Below are 18,831 nucleotides of genomic sequence, written 5' to 3' on the forward strand. Positions count from 1 at the left end.
TTTTGAATTATGAACATACACGCCATCCTTATATACAGGAAAGCATTCGCAATCTTCCTGTTGATGCTCAATAAGATCATCAATTGGCATTACATGAACTGAATCATGATATTTAACAACCTTCCACATTAGACTTTCCTTAACTGACAAGTCCACACACTTGATGATGGGTCCTGACTGTAGCTCACGACTCGATAATTACCGCCTTCAATCACCCAAATGTCGTTAACATCTGGCTCAACTAAAGTACCTGCTGAATCCTTCACTTCATTTTGCAGTAGCACAGCCTTTGAATCGGCAACGCGGTAATCGACAGGCTTCACCAAATCCTTTGCCCAGCTTCCAAACAGGACGCCACGACCGCCATAAACATATTCGGTGTACGTATCCTCACCAGTAGCTGGATTAGATCCAGTTAGTAACTTGCGGGTACAAGTAAAGGTATCAACCGCGCCTGCCAGTTCATCTTCAGCATCAAAGGCAGCGCCAAGTTCTTGCTGAATCTCATCACGCATTCCCATGGCTTACTCCGTAATAACATAAGTGTTGATGTGATACTTCTCGCTGAAGAATGGTTCTAGAAGGTCAAGGATGAATTGCATATCGCCACTGACTGATTCTTCCTTGCCTGCAACATAGGTCTTGCTTACCGACGTGCCAGACTGTGCAGATACCGTTTTAGATGCTACTACACCTTCTTTAGTTGTGTAGAGTTGCCCTGCTGCTGCCAGTTTTGCTAAGTAAGCGCCAGCCGTAAGAATCGCATCTGGCACTTCACCTTCTGGATAGTCTGGTAAATTTCTAGCATTAAGCCACGCATTAGCCTGCATCACAGCAATAACCGGATCACCAGTTCCCCACCAGTCAGGCCCTAGCTTTTGAGTCACACTTTCGACTGTTACATAGTTCATAGCTTAATCCTAAAAATCTAATTAAGAAGGACGGCCCGAAAGCCGCCCTGCTTTAGTTATGCACCACCATTCAGCGGTGCTTCTGGCACAGGAACTGCTACTTCTGGGTCCTTAATGCCATAGTCACCCGCTGTTTTGGCAGGGTCAAACATGGTGCCAGCAGCTAATGTGTCAGTTGCATCATCAGCATATCGGCGGTCTGTTGGGTATTGGTATTTGTAGTCTGGTTGCTTCTCAGCCATGACTGCTCTCCTTAAAGGTTAGTAATTAGGAAGCGGATTGAGGTGTCTTCTGGTTTGGTTACAAGTTCCCAGTTAGCTGCCTTCTGCAAATCAGCCCAAGAAGCGCTTAAAGACTCACGCTCTGTACCACCAGTTAAAGTGTCTTTAGGTGCAATGAAGCTAAAACCTTGCGGATGGATCAACATGTTGCGACGCGTCCAAAGGATTTCATGACCAGCACCATTACCAGTTGATTGTGTTTCTTCAACCTTCAAATCTTTTGGACCGGGAACAGAGTCATATGCAAATGCGCGTGGACCTGCAAGAATCGTGATGAACTTAGCGTTTGCGCCTGTGCCAATTTGCGTATTGGTATCTGTTTCAATGACTGCGCGCCCGTTGTAAACGGTGATTGGTGGCAAGTTATCACTTGTGGTCACTTGTTCAAGTAATTGCTGTTTACGCATCTTCGCAGCAATACGTGAATGCACGAACATCACACCACGTCCACGTAATGAAGCATTCATTGTGCTTTCCGCATCAATGTAGGCATCTACTGACCAACGTGAAGCATCTGTTGCTGTTGAAGCAGAGATGTCGGTAGTGAATCGCTTGCCGTTCGCCTGGTCATAATTACGCAAGCCAATTACTGTTGCTAGAGCACGGTTTTCGGCAGCTTGTTGCCAATACTTATTCAGCATTCCACCAATAAGCTCAAGTGAGTTGACCTTCGATAAATACTGTCCAAGAACTGACTCAAGAAAGCCTTCGTTCATATATGCAACACGGCCTTGCATTTCACCTGCATCAATCGTGCGAGGCATTGCGATATCAGTCAAAATGGTGTTGCCATAGTTCTGTTCAACATTGCCGTCTACACCGTTGATGTATGGAACGACGAATGTTGATGAACCACTTGTAAGCAAAGGACGTAAAGATTCATCAGATACGAATGCACCTGATTGCACAAGTGGCGAAACTGCCACAGGATTTGGACGCAGGTAAGATAAAACTACGTCACGGTTAAATACTTCTACTAAAGAAGGCATGGAGTTACTCCCAATAATTAATTATTAAAGTCACCATTCGCTACTGCTGCTTGGAACCCTTGAGGGTCATTCTTTTGGAATTCCAAGCGCTCTTGCGTGGTCATTTCACTTGGTTTCTTGGCAGCTCCACCACCTGAACCACCGCCAGAAGCCCCACTTCCTGACGCATTTGATGCAACAATTAATGGCTTAAATGCCACGTTGCTGCGAAACTCTTTTTTGAGGTCATCAATACTTAAAGCACTAGGTTTGCCCTGCGAATCTAGTACGCGTACTTTGACCTCTCCGTTTTCATCAGTTTCAACTTGAAGACGATTTGTAATATGTGGAAGCAAAACTGCCTCCGAGCCTTTGATTGAAAGCTCACTTGCTAATGCTTGTGCTGTTTGCCCGACAGTTAATTTGTAGACTTGGTCTTGCAATGCTTTGGTAGCTTCTGCATGTTTTGCTTCTGCTTGCTCAAGCTTGGCTTTCCAAGATGCTTCAATTGCAGCAACGTCACCTTTTTTACGGGCTGCTTCTTCGGCTTCGCGTTGAGCTTTTTCTTCAGCTTCACGTTGTTTTTGCTGGGCAGTTTTCTTTTCACCAAGAAGTTCTTCAACTTTCCGTTTCAGCCCATCCAGTTCTGAATTATCTTGCTGCGGCAGACCTTCAACTTTTAAATAAAATGCGCCATCTTTTTCTTCGTAAAGCGCTTTCATTTCATCAGATAAGCCCTCTAGGCTATCGAGTTTGTATTTCATGTTTTGCTCCCTGAGCGGTTTTGCAGTCACAAACTGCGGGCAATAAAAAAGCACCCCGATTGGAGCGCTATTGGTATTAATTTGATTACTTAGTCCATGCTTTTAGGATTAAGTCATAAATGATTTGTTGTTCTGGCGTGTTCACAACAACCGCCCTTAAATCCACCATCTTTACACTTCTTAAAGTCGCCACCATAAATACGATGCATTTTGCAGTCATAACACTGACAACTAAAAACATTCACATAGACTTGCCATAAAAGCCACATAAACCCAAGCAAGCCAAAAATTGCAGGCAAGATAATGAAATACAAAACATATGCTTGACCAATCATAATCCCAACCTCTTAAACATTTCTTCATCAAGCTTTTTGAGTTCAGCAAGTGTGAATGGCTGACCTGTTAAAGGATCTACAAACTTATCCAATGAGTATTTCCCCTCTTTGAATAGTTTGTATCGTGATGGACCAAGCCAAGACTTTTGAAAAGATGCATCTTGTTTATCAAACCAGCCTTTGAAAGTTGTATTTGAATCCACAACACCTATATCACCTTCACCATTCACTTTATTGTTGAATGGTCGCATGCCGATTGTCTTACCTGAATTATCAGAGACAGGAATTAGGATCGATCTACAGTTTGGGTGAAGTGGGGGCACAGGATGAGGCTCATCTTTCTTGTAAACCTTGTCCGAGAAACCCATACAGATTTTAGAAGTGCGGCTATCTAGTGTTGCGATGAACTTTACATATTCAACACCAATGATCTGATATGTTTCATTCAGAGCAACATTGGACACATGACTTCGAGCAGTTCGTACCATTGTAGAAATCTGGTTTCTACTCTGATCAAGCAAACCGTCTTGGTAATTAAGAGCCTTCTTGCCTTTAATTCGCTGAACAATCTGCTGGTTTGTCTGACCCCGAGATAGACCATCTCGAATTGTTTGCTCTACTCGTACTTTTGTATCGTCTGCAATCTTCTCGAATAGGTAATCAAGTAGCACACCACCGCTTAAAGGCGTTTTCTTTGCCTTGTTGAATAGTGTCTTTCCATTTGGTTCTATTTTGCGATTAGCGAGAGTTTTAGCTTGATATGAAGCTTCATACACCGCTAATGCAGTAGCGCTTACTGTGAAGCCCTCAAGCAATCCTGATGCAACACTTGCCTGCCAAGTCTGAACTAATGTCCTTACTTCTTTTAATGCTGGTGTTGTATATTGTCCTGCCATCAATGCAGTCTTTTCAGCGTCACTCAAGTCATCTAACAAATCTCTTAACTTTGAAAGCATCTCACTAGAGAGTGAATCAAATTGTGTTAGGAGATTATTGATTTCAGTTGAAGACAACCGGTAGAGATAAGCCTGATGTGATACCAGGGCATCAAGTAGAGCTTGTTGTGACAACTGGACGTTCATTTGTCACTCCTGCGATTTAAACCACCATAGGTCTATTAATTGACTCGCTTTCGATACGTGTTTGCTCATCTTCATAGCTAATTTCTGGTACTTTCCCAGTTGTAAGCAACTCATGGAATGTTTCCATACTCATTCGATTAGCAAGTACCATTTCCCAATAGAATTTAAGCGTATCAAGGTCAATCTTGCCTTTGGCGAAGTCTTGCTTAATGGTGAGTTTCGCCTTAGATCCACTTCCGTAGTATGCCGCACACCATTTAAGCGCATATTCCATCGCCTCATTGGTATTTGCTACACACAAAGAAAGGACACTGTACTGGGCAAGCTTTTCATTATTTGATTGGGTAGCTGTCTTGTTGACCTGCTCGGTCTCAAGAATCTTTGCTCCCATCGCCTGCATGTACTTTTCTTTAGCATCCATAGCCTGTTTTGCTAAGGTGCTTTCAGTGACTTGCTTGTAGTCAAATGATGAGCCTTTCGGAAGCATTAAAGGATTCTTAGAACCTAAGCGAACACCATTTTTCTGCAACCAGTCGCGCCAACCTTCATCAAGTTCATTAATAACTGGTTGGGCTTGACCACAAATGAAAACCATCTCTTCATAGCTTGCGCTATTCTGATAATGGGCTAGGTTCATCGTGACGATTGGCTCTAACGGGATAGGATCAATATTCCAATCATTAGCCAAAGACCCCAAAGGAATAAAAGGAATTTCATTCCATCTTTGGCCTAATGAATTCGTTGGGTAGAAGATATTCCCACCCTGTAGTTCTCCTGACTTATCTGTATAAACTTGAACGTTATATTCATTGTTTTCATCAAGTCGAAGTACGCGGTAAATATTGATTTCTTTCTTAGAGAACTCGTCTTCTGGATCTTTTACCGTAGTCTTCTCATGCAAGACAATAAGTTCAGGCTTATAGACCGAACCAACTCGCTTTAGACTCCAATTGATAATGCTCAACGACTCATAAAATACGATTGTTGGTCGAATGCCTAAGCTCTCTGCCTGCTGCACAGACACATTGCCGTCAGTAGTTGGATAATCAACAAATAAACCACCACGTGCATGTTTAAGCTGACCTTGCAAGGCAGATTGTGCAACTTGGTAAATTGACTTACCTGTACCATCTGCATCGTATTTAAGAAAATCCATTCCATCTGGTTCGAATGTTGGGTCCTCAGCAAATACCACGCCCACCATCTGAGCTGTTTTTAAGCTTGTCGTTTTCTAACTTTGCGTTATGTAATTCTTGAGTTAGACGATCTACTTCTAAAATCGCCTGTTCTCTTGTTAATTCTTGATCTACGAAACAAGCCCCGCCCGCATGACAATACCCATCACCACCACAGTGACCAAAGCCATGCTTGCAGCGCATTACAGCGTCAGTCCATATATTTGTGTCTTTGCTTAAAAGATCATGTTCGCATGGGATTTTGATTGCTTTCATGCTTCACCCACTCTTTCAATAACTGTCTTGATGGCTTTCAAAGTCATATCCTGATCAACTGGATTAATCAGAAGTGTTTGAATCTGCCAGCACTTTCTTTGATATTTTTGAGCTTTAGCCTTGTGTGATTTACACTCTCGATCTAAAATTGTTCATTAAATAAAAGCAGCTCTGCATGCTCTTGCTGAAGCTGCTCAAGTGTCATCTGCATGTAATCACTCATACATCACCCCCTTTGAGTGCTTGTTCTAACTCCTCGTACACACGCGGCATTGCTTTATCAAGATCATTCATTTCAAAATGCTCTTTGATAAACTTAAGCAACATTACCAATCCATGTTTTTTGTGGCCTTCTTGATCCACGGTAGTCCAAGCCTTTTTGAGTTCCGCTTCTAATCCTTTGATATGGTCTCGCTGCAAACCACAACCAACTGTTAGTTCATCAATCCGCTTTTGCTGTTCTTGCCACCCAACAACAAAAAACGAGTAGCACATTCTTGTTGGTTGAGATGAATATTCACCTGTTTCATCTTTACTGAGATCAACACATGAATTACTGAATACTCTCTCAAACGCTTCACGACTATTCATTTCTTAATTCCTTTTAAAGCTCATAACAGAGCAATGATATTGATCTCTACTTATCCAAAAATTAGCCCACTCTGGCGCACCATCTAATACCTCTTTCGCTACATCAATCCCGAAATCTGCTACAAATTTATGTGCTTTCATGCTTAACGCCCTCAATTGCCCGCATCCCCTTTTTCATCATTTCAAATTGGGTTTTAGAGCATGGTGTTTTACGATTTTTGATCAGTCCGATCTTTGTAGCCGAACAATTCATATAATTCGCTAAAGCCAAAGTTCGACCTAGTTTCGCATCTAGCCAATCGCTTAATTCTTTCGCTTGTTCTTCATTGAGTCTTGGCATCTGCGTTTGTGTTTTAGCTCGACCACGCAGCTTCACTTCACGATTGTTAAATTTTTGCTTCGGGGCAATGCCAGCGAATCCTTGAATTACTGTGATTTGATTGCCCTGCGCTAACCATTCTTCTACTGTTGTTGCTGTCATGGCTTAATTTTCCCTTCAACATTCAGTAAATCTTTAGTGAACTGCGTCGCAACATAAGTGCAATTAGAGTCTTTCTTGATATATCCGCGCTCTCTCAAATCAGCTAAATAGTTCTGAATCGTGTTGATAGGCGCTTCCATCACACACTCTTGAATGTCATGGCTTGTAAATGGTTTTGTCGCGTGACTGGCGAATAACAGAATGTCAAACACGTTCTGAAATACTTCGCAACGTTGAGAAACTGGACTTGGATTGTTGTTTTTCATGCTTAACCTCACACTATCGCTTCACATGATTCTGAACATGATCCAGACTCATATCGCTTGCTGCTTCTTAACGCTTTATAAAGCTCGTCACGATCATGATCTTTGAATGCTTCAATCACATCACTCATGTGTAAGCGCTCTCGATACATACGATGGTGATTGTATTTACGCCCCTCAGATCTAACCTCTGTACCTTGAGTTATCTCAATCCATTTCACTGCTTGTTCAGGCTCATCTTTTGCAGCAAGAGCAACCTTAGGCAGATGTTTTTTAATGCAGAAAACGCAATTACCTAAGTGCTCGGTAATGGCCAAGTCGAATGGCTGCTCTTCCCACCAATCTAAGATTTGATCCTTATCTAACTCACAGATTTCAGCTAAATATCTAAAGCCTGCTTTTTGATGCGAGGCTTTTTTGTGAATTGGCAGACTTAAATTTTCTAGCACTTCAATCGGCAGGCGTTTTGGCTCATCGAATCGAATACCGATCCAGCGCTCGAAATTATTTTTTCCAAACACATCATTGCAATACTTTTCAAAAGGCTCTGTCTTCATTCGAGCAGTGCAAAAAGGCATGTCATAGTATGGGCTTCCATACTTCTTCAACATTGCTTTCCATGGTTCTAAATCTTGTTTTAGATCATTCAGTGGAATAATTTTATAGCTCACACCCTTATTCATTTCTGGATCAACAACTGTGCGCAAGCAAACAAGATCAATGGCCCAATGCTTCACAATATCTTTAATAAACTGATAAGTTGCCGGATGCTCCGCCCCAGTATCCATGAGTACAAAATGTGCGTCGGGATTGTCTTTAAACAAATAGACTAGATACGCTGAAGTTCTTCCACCCGAGAAACTGATAACTTTTTTCATGCCGCACCGCCTTGCATCATGCTTTTACCAGTTAAATCAATTGATGCCTGATTGAACGCCGCAACTACTGACATGCCTTTGGATTGATATTGCTGTGCAAGGCTCTTCATCGTTGCAAGCTTTTCCTGATCCAGATTCTTGTTATCAGCCTTAAATTGCTTCTCCGTAGTTTCAAATGTGAGTGCAGTCGGTGGTTCATAAAACTCCTGCTTTAAACCGCGTAACTGCGCTCTGGTGAGCCTTTCTTCGTACAGGTTGATGAATTGGCTTTTGGCTTCTCGCATATTCCCATCAAGTGCGATGTGATAAATCTCATCCCAGCACTGCTTAGCTAATACAGTGATTTTGTATGCTTGGGATTTATCTTTTTTTGGCTTGTGTTTTGACCATTCACAAACGTGGTACCAAGCTTCAACTGCGGTCCATGTACCTGAGACACACCAGGATTTAAATTCCTGAATCGTCGGCATAAACTTAGACTGACCAGACAACAAACGAGCAATGCCCTTGTTGAATCCCTCTTGATCCACTCCCGACAGTACTGCCTTCACAACACTTTCAACGAAATCCATTGATTTGCCATCAAAGTGTTTTGCAAACTGCGGCGCGTACATGGTTTGCAGTGTCAAAATCAATTGCTGTTCAAACGGCATGGTCTCTACCCGGGCAATCTCACGCATGACCTACCCCCTCAATCCAATCCGTCTTTTTTGGTGTGACATCAATCGATTCGTCAAACCAGTGGTCAGGTTCTCGTGGTTGTTCATACTGCGCGAATTTAGCCCAGTAATTTGCGTTCAGGCTTTGTGGTTGAGCTGCTTGATGCTGATTACGAATGCCCTCAGGTTTTAACTTTGCCCAGTTACCACGTATTGCATTCATCAAAGCTTGATCCCAATCTGCATACTTCTTGCCACTGGCAACGGCGTAACCAATGAAATACTCAAGATGCTCTTCAAGGCGATCAAATCCCTTTTGAGCTGCCCAAAGCTTGACCCGCTCGCTTACTTCGAAGTTTTCAGGAAGTGTGGTCATGGTTGTTTTTGGTTTTTTAATCTTCTCTGACTTAGGTTTTGATTTTGGCTCTTCATGTTTTTCAGTAACTGGATCAAGAGTGTGTTTTTCATCCGCAGATATATATTGATGGTTATCTAGTGGTTCTTGATGGTTAATATGATGGTTAGTGTGAACGTCATTCACTACCTCAAGTGAACGAGATTCACCACCCTGCGAATGACATTCACTAGTAGGTGAACCAGATTCACTAGTGAATGTGTTGCACTGGTGAACGTCATTCACTAGCTCTGATGAATGTGATTCACTACTTTCATTTGCCACACGACGTGGATACTTGAATTCACCCTTAAAATTTTCAGGGTGAATATAGTAAATATTGTTTCCACCTATACCTGTAGATTGAGTAATAATTGCATTGTCACGTAGGTAAGAAAGCCCGTTAATCACTGATCGTGTAGTTAGACACAATGCTGCTGCTAGTGTAGTAATACTTGGGAATGCCCGACCACTGTCGTCGGCAAAATCAGCAAGCTCACGAAGAACCTGCTTAGGCACATTAGGCATTTGCATGTATTTGACTGCTGTGGAGATCTTATTGCTCATGCGAATTGGCTCCCAACTTCACCAAACCACGCTTTTCCAACTGACGAATAATCCTTGGTGGATAAAATTCGCCAGCAATCTTGTAGCGTGTGCGTGATTTTTCGATAACCTGAATTAATGGAAAACCCTCTTCCATTAAACGGCGTATTGTTATTGCAGCCCCCCCCCATTTGAGTTAATTGCTCTAACACGGCGAACTTCTCCTGTGCCTCAAGACATTGGTTCATCACTGAAAGCGGCATAGCAGCCAGTTCTTTGGCTGAGTATATGCGTACAGGTGCCAACAAAGGGATTTGATATTCTTTTGGTGCTTTGGATTGAGGCGCTTGTTTTGTCATACCCCACCCACCTTAGGCTTCACATAGCCACCAAATGAATCCACCAAGCCTGAATGAATCAAACTGCTTACGATCTGACTTGCTAACCATTGCGTTATGCGAAATTGACGAGCCATCACTTCTGACAATACATTTTTAGTTATCGCTGCATTGTTTTCGTCATAGCCTTTGCTACGCAGGTTTTCTTGATTACGCGCATACAATTGATTTAACAAACGCAAAGCAGGCTCATGAAAGGACTGCACCTGTTGAATCTGCTTAAAATCAGGTTGGTTTTGAAATTTAGAATTCATGAAACCTCCCCTAATGCTTGCTCGGCATCTGACAAACGGCGGTTTGCGTTGAGTTCTGCCACGGTAGCGGGTCTTATTTCATTAAGCGCAAGCCAGCACTTATAAACGTGGTTGAGGGGCTTGCACATTACATATTCCTCATAAGAATGATGTGGCTCTTCTTGAACTTCAAAAAGTTCAGGAATTACCGTATCAAGGGTAGACACCACCACATCCCCCACCAAAAACTCAGCTTCACTCTGCCCTTCTTGTTCTTTCACTAAACACGTCTTACATTGTTCATCTTTAAAATCTGTACACTTGTTAGCGCACGGGTGTTTTTTTGTATTATCAAATTTCATAAACTTTTACCTCGGGAGTAACACACGGGAATTCAAATAAATTCACATCTGGCGGGATTGAAAATGTGTCAACGCAAACAACGTGCACGTAACCATCAACCCCTGTTTCCTCTTGAACCACTCTTGCTAAATTATTTGAACAAATTTGAGCAGCGATTGGATTGATCTCAGCAACGATGCAATTTTGTGACAATTCGTATTTTTGATCTGGACTTAAATCCACAATCTGCAAAAGTCGAGCTGTATATATTCCCGACCCACCAAATGGATCCAACCACTCAATCCCTTCATGTGGCTTTCGTCTGTAAAGCTCCCAAACCTGATTGATTGTCGAACGAATCTGAAAATCAACTACTTGTGTTGGCGTCACCACAACTCCATCGCGCTTTTGTCGTTTAGCATCTAAATTCGCTTTCTCTTGATACTGTAGTGAGATCGCTTCCTGCTCTCTGGCTTTTTCAATGTCCGTTCTCATGGGTTTACCTTTTCGTATAAAAAGAGCGGAAAGCACTGACTGTTATTAACTAGATGCAAATCAGGTGTACAGTCAGTGATTAGAACTGAGAAAGGCTTGCTATTTCCTGTGCTCACACAAATAACGAGATTTGGGAATTCTGGTGTTGCTATGACAAACGGCTCGTTTGATTCAATGTTGTCAATGCACGGGTGTTTTGATATATTTGTCATGTTCATTTCCTGTAAGTTGATGAATGCCTAAGCCTGATCCGTGAAATCAGGCTTTTTCTTTGTCTAAAGCCGATAAATATTTCTGCATGTGCTTGTATGCAGCGCTATCCACTGCCTTAATTAATTCAATTAAGTTGTTTGCAATCTGATGGATTTCTTCATATTCCTGAGCTGTGACCACACCATCTTCATATGCATCAAATACAACCTTGTTAGCTTTCCCACACTTGATGTTGTGCATCATCATTGCTTCAAAAATTGATAGCTCATGATGTTTTGAGTTGTCACAATCCACTGGTACCAATGCAAAGCCCAGTTGATGCGCCCAGACTTTTAAAATGGCGGGATTGCGCGTGTACATCATCATTGCTTCGAGCTTGCGAATATTCGGCAAATGATTCGGCATATTCTGATTTGCATAGTTACAAACCATGTTGTGAGAATCGCCAATTGCCATCGCAATATCTTTCGGCCCGCAGTTTTCAGAGTTATTGATCATCTGGAAAAGTGCTGTCTGAGCTTCTTTACTTAATCTCAATTCATTCATTGTGAAATCCTTGTTTTCTTTCACATTTATTTTCTTTAGAAAACCCCTAATACTTAGAAACAATCCTTAGCTAGCTACAGACTTCCTCAAAAAGAATTCAAAAATACTTTTGTGAGTTAGTTTTTGGTCACTTGCATCAACAATTTTCTGGATTGTTTCCATGCTTGGTTTTTTTCTTCCATGGATTAAATGATTCTCCATGTAGCGATATGAGATTTGAGTAGCTTCACAAAACTTAACTCGCTCAGCTTTTGTTAGGCCTCGCCAAAAATCGTAAAGGGTAACCATAAGTACACCTTGAAGGTAAATTAATAATAAATATACCCTCAAGGTAAATTTAATTCAACCTATCAGGGTATTTATTTTTTCTACCTGTCAGGTATTTTTGTAATCTGAGATAAAGGTGTTCTGAAAATGGCTGATTTAAAAACGATCCATGAAATTAGATTTTTAAATGCTAAAAAGTTAATGGATGAATCGGGGCTAAAGCGCAAAGAGTTTGCTGAAAAAATCGATATGTCTTACAGCTTATTGAGCCAATATTTAGGAAAAAATCCTACAAAGAATATTGGTGACGATACTGCTGAGAAGATCGAAGCCGCATTCAATAAACCAAAGGGTTACTTGGATCAGTCAAACCAACACTTTAAAGATGATAAAATTTTATTAAATAATTTGGATATCGAGGCATTTAAGAAGAGATACAACATACCCGACAACGAAGATGCTGTTCTTTTTTCTAAAATTATTGAAAAACCGATTGTTTTAAATAAGCGATGGGTGCCAGTTAAGGCTTATTCCAAAATGGGCATGGATGGCTATTTTACAGATATGGGCTACGAAGGTAACGGTGGTGATGGATACATTCCTACTCACAGTGCTGGGCCAAGAGCATTTGGAGTTCGTGGCACCGGGGATTCAATGTTTCCGGCAATTCGTAATGGTTGGTTTGTAGTATGCGATCCAGATGCCGAACCAGTTCCAACAGAATTTGTTCACGTTTGTTTAAAGGATGGGCGCTGCACAATTAAAGAGTTTGTGGGAATAAATGGCGGTGTGTTGAGTCTACTTGCTGTCAATGGTGGCGAGCGTCTATCTTTTGAAATGGATGATGTGGAAAGCATCATAGCTATCACGGACATTGTCCCTCCGAGCCAACATAAGCAAGATCATCCAAATTCTTACTTGAATCCCAATGATTAAAGTAATTCGTATAGGAATAAATCATGATCGCAACACTAAACAAATCTAAAACCTCCTTATCTATCAATAAACAAGAATTTAAAGCTGCATTATTAAAAATAGGTGAAGCGATTGATAAGCAAATCGCAGGACTTAAAAAAGCCAAGCAAAGTTATGATCCCGCTGAAATAGCACGTGAAGTCATTAGTGAAGTAAATATCTTTGAAGCAATCATTGAAGGTGTTAATGAAGCAGAAAACACAAATTTAAAACTGGCTGACATCACAAACATTGACGCTGCGCAAGGCTGGATTGATGAGTTTTTGGAAAAGTATTCTGAACAATAAACTGTGAACTCGACAAAATCAAGTCAGGTTAAATTATAAGGATTAATGCATGGAATTAGAAAACTTCATAAATGAAAATCTGCTATATGGAAGAGCATTAGTTGACTTGGAGATCAGCAATAAGGGATCAAATCCATTATGGACGGGCTTTGTAGCTACAAACCAAGGGGAGTTTCCTGCATATATTAAAAAATGCCGCAACGCTGAGGGTTTGTGTATAGAGATTATTAGCGCATTAATTGGGCTAATGCTTGATATCCCTATTCCCAAACCGATGCTTGTCTTGGTTGAGCCGAACCACCCGCAAATCGCTGTAGATAAACCAACATTATTATTTGGCTCTCAAATGTACGATATGCCATCCTTTGAGAGATTTTTAATGGATCACGAATTAAGTGAAGAGTGTTTGCTTGATTTCTCGGGGTTACACTCTATTGTGGCATTTGATGAACTAATCGCCAATCCTGACAGAAATAATTCAAATATTTTGTATGATGGTGACTCTTTTAGATTTATCGATCATGAAAAAGCTTTCTTTTCATCACAAGATCCAAGACTACCAATCAATGAGATAACTAAAGTTGGTAACATTTCTGAAATTATTCAACATTACAAAGGTGAGAATGAAATCTATACATTTAAGTTAATGTCAAAAATTAAAAAATGTATTGCTGATGAAATGTGGGGGACAAATTGCGACTCACTTGCAAAAAAAGCACAAAATCATTATCTGCTTAATGAATATAATACAATCATTGAAAGAGTAAGAAATTTCTTAAATGCCAGAAATGGTGTGTTGGCAATTTTAATTGAAAATGCTATAAAGCCACCACAATCACATCAACAATTAGATTTAATCGGAGGTTAAGATGTTTGGTAAAATTTCATTTCCTTCCGAACCTAGTTTTTTTGCCGAGTGGAGAACTGTGTATTTTGAGCCAATACCAAAAAGTGGGGAGCTTATTGCAATTCTAATAACAACCAAAGATTTAAGTGGCACAATTGAGGTTTTTGATGCACTTCATCCTACAGTTATTGATAGCTTATATGGAACCAAAGCATCATCATTTAATGGATATATAAAACTAATAAAAGCAAATATTTTGAAAAATAATGGGGAGTCCACTCTTGATGGTGTAACTATAGGTGCTTGGCATACCTCTCAGTCAGATAATATTAAAGGCATAGTTCGGCAAGCTTTGTACAAAACTGCAAGCCTTGGCTCTGTTGCCCTAAAGGGATTATTTGAGCAAGAAGATAGTTTATTTGAGAATGAGCAAGTCGACAACCGTTGGTCTAAACGTGTTAAAAATGCAGTGTTAGAAATTGATTCATCCTATGAAAATGCATTTGATATAAAAATCCCTATCAGAAAAGACGTAAAAATTTCTTGTGGATTCCATACTGCTCGTTATTCTGCGAAATTTAATGTTTGCACATCACAAACTATTACCAGAATGAAGTCAAACTTAATGGATTTGCAAATATTTGATTCGCACAATGTATCTAGCAACTATGATTTGATTATACAAATGCCAACAGATGACAATCTACAAGTACCATTAAAAACTTTGGCTAGAATGAAAGAAAATATTGAACTCCTAAGGGAAGAAGTGGCATCAAAAACTCACATCAATATCTATACATGTGATTCTGAAAAAGAAGGCGCAGCAAGAATTTTTGAAATGCTCAAAGCAAGTTAGATATTTTTCTTATTACACAACCCACCCCATCGGTGGGTTTTCTTTTGTCTATTAAATAATAATTTACCAAACAAGTAAAAATTATTTTAAATATTTTACCTCAAAGGTATTTACTTATATTTACCTAGTGGGTATATTTTATCTCATCAAGACAACAAAAAGCCCTTCCGACTCGACATCAAAGGGCTTTACTCAAAGAGTGAGGTCATTATGACACAGAATTACGAAATTAAAAATCGCTGGACTGGCGAGGTCCTTTTCACTTGTGAAATCCCTGACGGTATGGAATCTGGAATGATTGCACGTCATGCGGTTGAGACTGCTATTGCTGAGGGCGCGAATCTTCGGGACGCGAATCTTTGGGGCGCGAATCTTCGGGGCGCGAATCTTTGGGGCGCGAATCTTTGGGGCGCGAATCTTCGGGGCGCGAATCTTTGGGGCGCGAATCTTTGGGGCGCGAATCTTGGGGACGCGAATCTTCGGGGCGCGAATCTTTGGGGCGCGAATCTTTGGGGCGCGAATCTTGGGGGCGCGAATCTTTGGGGCGCGAATCTTCGGGACGCGAATCTTCGGGGCGCGAATCTTCGGGACGCGAATCTTTGGGGTGCGAAAAATGCTCCGCTTATTATCCCAACCTTACGATGGCTTGTTTGCATTAATGGATTTGGTTACATGCGAATCGGCTGTCAAAACCACAAAGTAGAGCAATGGAAAGCTTTTACAGATCAAGAAATTAGTCGCATGGATAGTGATGCTTTGAAATTTTGGAATCAATACAAGGTCATGCTTTTTGCTGCTTGTGAAGCGCATGTTCATTCAGATGAGGAGGTTGATCAATGACACAAAACGAATTAATCGATCAATTGATCAAGAATCAAAATGAGAAGCGTGAAAAGCTTGCGTCACCATCTTTCATGAATTTGCTTTCAATCGGCTTTGTCGTTCTGTTCTTCGCGTTCTTATCTGCTGTTTTTGTTTATAAGACTGCTGATGAGATGGACTATCAAGAAGCGAAGGCTAAGGCTTATCAACAGGAGTTCAATAATGGCTCTAACCGTGATCTGGCTGTACTTCAATCTAATACTGGCAATACATTGGGGGTTGTTCGATGAACACTTACTATAAGCCTGAAGTTTTTGCTGCCTCATTTCCAGAACTAGCACTTGCTGATGAATTTAAAACTCAAGCGAATTTTGTCTACTTCACACTTGAAGTATCTGGCGATGGCTACCCTGTTTATGTGTCTGGGGTGATTGAAGCATCTGAGAAAGAAGATTGCTTTGAATATAACGCTTCATCTGATCCGCAAAACGCAGTTGATATTAACTTTGATTATTTAGAGGTTGATACACAATCACTAGCTTTGGTTGAAGATTTTTCGGAATACGAAGTTAGTAATGGGATGAAATTCAAGCTTACAGAAGCACAGGCTCAAAGGTTAAATGAGTGGTTAAAAGAGCTAGCTTGGGAAAATAAGATTAAACAAATTAAAGAAGACCAAGAACGTTCTTACGAATATTGAGGATTAGAAGATGGCACTAAATATTGTAACGGCTCAAGAGCCAATGCGTGTAGAGAACTTAATTGTTTTTATTTATGGCGATCCTGGCATTGGGAAAACCTCACTCGCCTTTTCTACTAAAAACCCAATCTTATTCGATTTTGATAAAGGTGCGCATCGCGCAGGCAAATATCGTAAAGATACAGTTCAGGTAACTAAATGGACGGATGTGTCCGCCCTGACTGCCGATGATTTAAAAGACTATGACACTGTAATTGTTGATACAGCGGGTCGTATGCTTGATGTGATTATTGCTCATTTAGTTAAGGATCAAAAGAACTGTCGCAGAAACTCAAATGAATTGTCAATTCAAGGCTATGGAACACTAAACAAGACGTTCACCCATTGGTTTAATTTACTTCGTAGTTTTGGCAAAGATGTAGTTTTGCTCGCACACACCGCAGAAGATAAAAAAGGCGATGATATTATTTTTCGTCCAGACATGGTTGGAGCAAGTAAAAAAGAAGCCTATAAAGTTGCAGACATGATGGGTTATATGACCACGGTTCAGGGCGCACAAGGCACTCAAAAAGCAATTAACTTTTCACCCAACATTGCTTTTCATGCAAAAGATTCAGGCGCAATAGGTAATTTAATTTTGAATGATCTGGATACCCAGCCAGATCAACTTGATTCAATTCTAAATCAAGCAAAGAGCCACATTAATAATTTAAGTGAATCTCAGGCTGAGGCTCAAAAAGAACTTGATAACTGGCAATCAGAGGTTCTTGCATCTGAATTAATTGAGGATTTTGAGCAATTAAAAGCAAAGCTTCCAAAAAACCATGTTTTTGTTCGTCAGATGTGGAATGAGGTTTTGCAGCAAGCTCGTCAATACGGATTCGATTTTAATAAAGAATCCAATTCATTTGTAAGTGTTCAACCAAGGGAGCAAACAGCATGATTACACGGTTATCAGTGACAATGCTCGATAGTTATCTTTGGGGTATGTCTAACGATGATATGACATCAGAGGATGTCGCTAAAGAGCTTTTTTTAGGCAAGAAGCAAAACCTCGCAATGCGGTGCGGCACTGCATTTCATTCTGTTCTTGAGCATGGTTTTGATTACAGCAAAGGGCTTGAGCAAGGTTTTAACTTTCTACTTAAAGATGACCTTGATGGCACTATTGAGCTTGGAACTGTGCGCGAAAAGAAGTATGTGGTTCGTGTTTTTGAGGATGTTGATCTTGTCGCTAAGATTGATGCAGAAACTCCAAACAAAATTATTGATCACAAGCTCACTGGTTCATTTGATCCTGACAGATATATGGATTCATACCAATGGCGCGCTTACTTAGTTATGAGCCTGAAAGGGAAGCGCTTTAAATATCAAGTTTTTGAGCACTCTGGGCTACCTGAAAACCATAAAGAAGGTGAAATTATTGATGTGAAGATAAAAGCTTATCACGAGCTTGAGATGTATTCATATCAAGGGCTTATAAATGATGTTCTTGATTTAGTACGTGAGGTTGCGGACTTTGCGAAATACTGGAAACCGAAATTAGGTTTAATAACATAGGAGCTAAACCATGACCCACATCCCAAATAATCTCCTTCTTCCCTTTCTCATGTTTATGCATGAGTCGGGATATGGAGCATCTTACAAGAAAGGCTTTACTGTTCTCAAACGTGGCAATGAAGTTGCAAAAATCTCTACAACTGAGACAGATAAAGGTTTTGCAATGAATGAAGTCTGCCAGAAGAAATTTAGCTCATTCTGCCGAGCTTGGTTGAATCGAGATAAGCATTTTGTGAGCCAGTTGCGTATGCGTGGTATGGCTTTGATGAATAAACTTAGTTATCAAATGGTGGCGTGATGATTGATTTAGAGCAGGAAAGAAAGGCTTTTGAAGAAGATTTGGCAGAGCACTTAACGGAACGTAACTCAGATGAAGAAGCTGAAGGAGGTTGATGTGAATAACTCTATTCCAGAACAAAACATGCTTGAAAAGATTTACGACGAGCTTCAACAGTTGAAGAAACAAGTTACCATTACTGACGAACGTCGTGTCTCTATAAAAGAATTTGCACAACGCATGAAAATGACTGAAGTAACCTTTTATGATCGAATTAAGAAAGGTGAAATTGACCCGCCCCGTAAAGATGGGCGATATAGTTACTACCTTAACTCGTATGTGAATAAGGTAGTCACAAAGACATCAAATTCTGATAAAGTAGCCGCTTACACATAGCGGCTTTTTAATG

The 18,831-nt window shown here is 40.6% G+C and carries 33 protein-coding genes and 1 pseudogene; 11 read left to right on the forward strand and 23 right to left on the reverse strand.

Annotation, left to right across the window (positions count from 1 at the left end; all coding sequences use genetic code 11):
* Positions 1-128: 128 nt before the first annotated feature.
* The 23 genes and pseudogenes from F944_RS09795 to F944_RS17290 form a co-directional block, all read right to left on the reverse strand.
* Entirely contained in the window at positions 129-521 is a 393-nt protein-coding gene (locus F944_RS09795; protein WP_004989979.1) for a hypothetical protein, read from the reverse strand.
* Between the two features lie 3 nt (positions 522-524).
* A complete protein-coding gene (locus tag F944_RS09800; protein ID WP_004989982.1) occupies positions 525-911 on the reverse strand; it encodes a hypothetical protein in 387 nt (128 codons plus the stop codon).
* A 56-nt stretch (positions 912-967) separates the two neighbouring features.
* The gene (locus F944_RS09805; RefSeq protein WP_000818586.1) at positions 968-1,153 is read right to left on the reverse strand and encodes a hypothetical protein; all 186 of its coding nucleotides are present in this window, start codon (positions 1,151-1,153) and stop codon (positions 968-970) included.
* 11 nt (positions 1,154-1,164) lie between these two features.
* Positions 1,165-2,181, reverse strand: coding sequence for a hypothetical protein (locus tag F944_RS09810; protein WP_001139644.1), 1,017 nt, complete (start codon positions 2,179-2,181; stop codon positions 1,165-1,167).
* 17 nt (positions 2,182-2,198) lie between these two features.
* Complete coding sequence (locus tag F944_RS09815; protein WP_000875652.1) at positions 2,199-2,924, reverse strand: hypothetical protein; 726 nt, start codon at positions 2,922-2,924, stop codon at positions 2,199-2,201.
* Between the two features lie 113 nt (positions 2,925-3,037).
* Entirely contained in the window at positions 3,038-3,259 is a 222-nt protein-coding gene (locus F944_RS09820; protein ID WP_004989985.1) for a hypothetical protein, read from the reverse strand.
* Positions 3,256-4,341 (reverse strand): minor capsid protein, encoded by a 1,086-nt coding sequence (locus F944_RS09825; protein ID WP_004989988.1) that lies wholly within the window; start codon positions 4,339-4,341, stop codon positions 3,256-3,258. The genes F944_RS09820 and F944_RS09825 overlap by 4 nt, the downstream gene beginning before the upstream one ends.
* A 16-nt stretch (positions 4,342-4,357) precedes the next feature.
* A pseudogene (locus tag F944_RS09830) lies at positions 4,358-5,548 on the reverse strand (DUF4055 domain-containing protein); the annotation flags it as partial.
* Complete coding sequence (locus F944_RS09835; RefSeq protein WP_227613856.1) at positions 5,523-5,720, reverse strand: lysis protein; 198 nt, start codon at positions 5,718-5,720, stop codon at positions 5,523-5,525. The pseudogene F944_RS09830 and the gene F944_RS09835, both read right to left, overlap by 26 nt.
* Before the next feature lie 291 nt (positions 5,721-6,011).
* On the reverse strand, positions 6,012-6,383 hold the full coding sequence (locus tag F944_RS09845; protein ID WP_004989994.1) for a hypothetical protein: 372 nt from the start codon (positions 6,381-6,383) through the stop codon (positions 6,012-6,014).
* A gap of 3 nt (positions 6,384-6,386) precedes the next feature.
* Positions 6,387-6,524: a hypothetical protein gene (locus tag F944_RS16975; RefSeq protein ID WP_004989996.1), complete on the reverse strand. Its 138-nt coding sequence runs from the start codon at positions 6,522-6,524 to the stop codon at positions 6,387-6,389.
* Positions 6,511-6,864: a hypothetical protein gene (locus F944_RS09850; RefSeq protein WP_004989998.1), complete on the reverse strand. Its 354-nt coding sequence runs from the start codon at positions 6,862-6,864 to the stop codon at positions 6,511-6,513. Before F944_RS09850 ends, F944_RS16975 begins: the two co-directional genes overlap by 14 nt.
* Positions 6,861-7,130 (reverse strand): hypothetical protein, encoded by a 270-nt coding sequence (locus F944_RS09855; protein ID WP_004990001.1) that lies wholly within the window; start codon positions 7,128-7,130, stop codon positions 6,861-6,863. The genes F944_RS09850 and F944_RS09855 overlap by 4 nt, the downstream gene beginning before the upstream one ends.
* 8 nt (positions 7,131-7,138) lie before the next feature.
* Positions 7,139-8,005 (reverse strand): phosphoadenosine phosphosulfate reductase domain-containing protein, encoded by an 867-nt coding sequence (locus F944_RS09860; protein WP_004990002.1) that lies wholly within the window; start codon positions 8,003-8,005, stop codon positions 7,139-7,141.
* Positions 8,002-8,685 (reverse strand): thioredoxin domain-containing protein, encoded by a 684-nt coding sequence (locus F944_RS09865; protein ID WP_004990005.1) that lies wholly within the window; start codon positions 8,683-8,685, stop codon positions 8,002-8,004. Before F944_RS09865 ends, F944_RS09860 begins: the two co-directional genes overlap by 4 nt.
* Entirely contained in the window at positions 8,678-9,625 is a 948-nt protein-coding gene (locus tag F944_RS09870) for a helix-turn-helix domain-containing protein (RefSeq protein ID WP_004990006.1), read from the reverse strand. Before F944_RS09870 ends, F944_RS09865 begins: the two co-directional genes overlap by 8 nt.
* The gene (locus F944_RS09875; protein ID WP_004990007.1) at positions 9,622-9,963 is read right to left on the reverse strand and encodes a hypothetical protein; all 342 of its coding nucleotides are present in this window, start codon (positions 9,961-9,963) and stop codon (positions 9,622-9,624) included. The genes F944_RS09870 and F944_RS09875 overlap by 4 nt, the downstream gene beginning before the upstream one ends.
* Positions 9,960-10,256: a hypothetical protein gene (locus tag F944_RS09880; RefSeq protein ID WP_004990008.1), complete on the reverse strand. Its 297-nt coding sequence runs from the start codon at positions 10,254-10,256 to the stop codon at positions 9,960-9,962. Before F944_RS09880 ends, F944_RS09875 begins: the two co-directional genes overlap by 4 nt.
* A complete protein-coding gene (locus F944_RS09885) occupies positions 10,253-10,597 on the reverse strand; it encodes a hypothetical protein (RefSeq protein WP_004990010.1) in 345 nt (114 codons plus the stop codon). Before F944_RS09885 ends, F944_RS09880 begins: the two co-directional genes overlap by 4 nt.
* Positions 10,587-11,072 (reverse strand): hypothetical protein, encoded by a 486-nt coding sequence (locus F944_RS09890; protein ID WP_004990012.1) that lies wholly within the window; start codon positions 11,070-11,072, stop codon positions 10,587-10,589. The genes F944_RS09885 and F944_RS09890 overlap by 11 nt, the downstream gene beginning before the upstream one ends.
* Positions 11,069-11,290, reverse strand: coding sequence for a type ISP restriction/modification enzyme (locus F944_RS17470; protein WP_410468267.1), 222 nt, complete (start codon positions 11,288-11,290; stop codon positions 11,069-11,071). Before F944_RS17470 ends, F944_RS09890 begins: the two co-directional genes overlap by 4 nt.
* 40 nt (positions 11,291-11,330) lie before the next feature.
* Entirely contained in the window at positions 11,331-11,831 is a 501-nt protein-coding gene (locus tag F944_RS09895) for a phage regulatory CII family protein (RefSeq protein ID WP_004990019.1), read from the reverse strand.
* 66 nt (positions 11,832-11,897) lie between these two features.
* A complete protein-coding gene (locus F944_RS17290; RefSeq protein WP_004990022.1) occupies positions 11,898-12,119 on the reverse strand; it encodes a helix-turn-helix domain-containing protein in 222 nt (73 codons plus the stop codon).
* Between the two features lie 126 nt (positions 12,120-12,245).
* Here F944_RS17290 and F944_RS09905 point away from each other — a divergent pair, with 126 nt between their 5' ends.
* The 11 genes from F944_RS09905 (at position 12,246) to F944_RS09955 (ending at position 18,818) form a co-directional block, all read left to right on the forward strand.
* The gene (locus F944_RS09905) at positions 12,246-13,034 is read left to right on the forward strand and encodes a LexA family transcriptional regulator (RefSeq protein WP_004990024.1); all 789 of its coding nucleotides are present in this window, start codon (positions 12,246-12,248) and stop codon (positions 13,032-13,034) included.
* A gap of 23 nt (positions 13,035-13,057) precedes the next feature.
* On the forward strand, positions 13,058-13,360 hold the full coding sequence (locus F944_RS09910) for a hypothetical protein (RefSeq protein WP_004990026.1): 303 nt from the start codon (positions 13,058-13,060) through the stop codon (positions 13,358-13,360).
* A 49-nt stretch (positions 13,361-13,409) separates the two neighbouring features.
* The gene (locus F944_RS09915) at positions 13,410-14,228 is read left to right on the forward strand and encodes a HipA family kinase (RefSeq protein ID WP_004990027.1); all 819 of its coding nucleotides are present in this window, start codon (positions 13,410-13,412) and stop codon (positions 14,226-14,228) included.
* A gap of 1 nt (position 14,229) precedes the next feature.
* Entirely contained in the window at positions 14,230-15,063 is an 834-nt protein-coding gene (locus F944_RS09920) for a hypothetical protein (protein WP_004990028.1), read from the forward strand.
* A 210-nt stretch (positions 15,064-15,273) separates the two neighbouring features.
* Positions 15,274-15,903 (forward strand): pentapeptide repeat-containing protein, encoded by a 630-nt coding sequence (locus F944_RS09925; protein WP_004990031.1) that lies wholly within the window; start codon positions 15,274-15,276, stop codon positions 15,901-15,903.
* Positions 15,900-16,175: a hypothetical protein gene (locus F944_RS09930; protein ID WP_004990033.1), complete on the forward strand. Its 276-nt coding sequence runs from the start codon at positions 15,900-15,902 to the stop codon at positions 16,173-16,175. The genes F944_RS09925 and F944_RS09930 overlap by 4 nt, the downstream gene beginning before the upstream one ends.
* On the forward strand, positions 16,172-16,585 hold the full coding sequence (locus F944_RS09935) for a hypothetical protein (protein ID WP_004990036.1): 414 nt from the start codon (positions 16,172-16,174) through the stop codon (positions 16,583-16,585). The genes F944_RS09930 and F944_RS09935 overlap by 4 nt, the downstream gene beginning before the upstream one ends.
* A 10-nt stretch (positions 16,586-16,595) precedes the next feature.
* Positions 16,596-17,528 carry an ATP-binding protein gene (locus tag F944_RS09940; RefSeq protein WP_004990038.1) on the forward strand — a complete coding sequence of 311 codons (933 nt, stop codon included), beginning with the start codon at positions 16,596-16,598 and terminating at the stop codon, positions 17,526-17,528.
* The gene (locus tag F944_RS09945) at positions 17,525-18,145 is read left to right on the forward strand and encodes a hypothetical protein (RefSeq protein WP_004990045.1); all 621 of its coding nucleotides are present in this window, start codon (positions 17,525-17,527) and stop codon (positions 18,143-18,145) included. The genes F944_RS09940 and F944_RS09945 overlap by 4 nt, the downstream gene beginning before the upstream one ends.
* A gap of 10 nt (positions 18,146-18,155) precedes the next feature.
* On the forward strand, positions 18,156-18,443 hold the full coding sequence (locus tag F944_RS09950) for a hypothetical protein (protein WP_004990046.1): 288 nt from the start codon (positions 18,156-18,158) through the stop codon (positions 18,441-18,443).
* Between the two features lie 72 nt (positions 18,444-18,515).
* Positions 18,516-18,818: a helix-turn-helix transcriptional regulator gene (locus F944_RS09955; protein ID WP_010588766.1), complete on the forward strand. Its 303-nt coding sequence runs from the start codon at positions 18,516-18,518 to the stop codon at positions 18,816-18,818.
* The last annotated feature ends 13 nt before the right edge of the window (positions 18,819-18,831 follow it).

The sequence above is a fragment of the Acinetobacter ursingii DSM 16037 = CIP 107286 genome (genome assembly GCF_000368825.1).
GTDB classification, from domain to species: Bacteria; Pseudomonadota; Gammaproteobacteria; order Pseudomonadales; family Moraxellaceae; genus Acinetobacter; species Acinetobacter ursingii.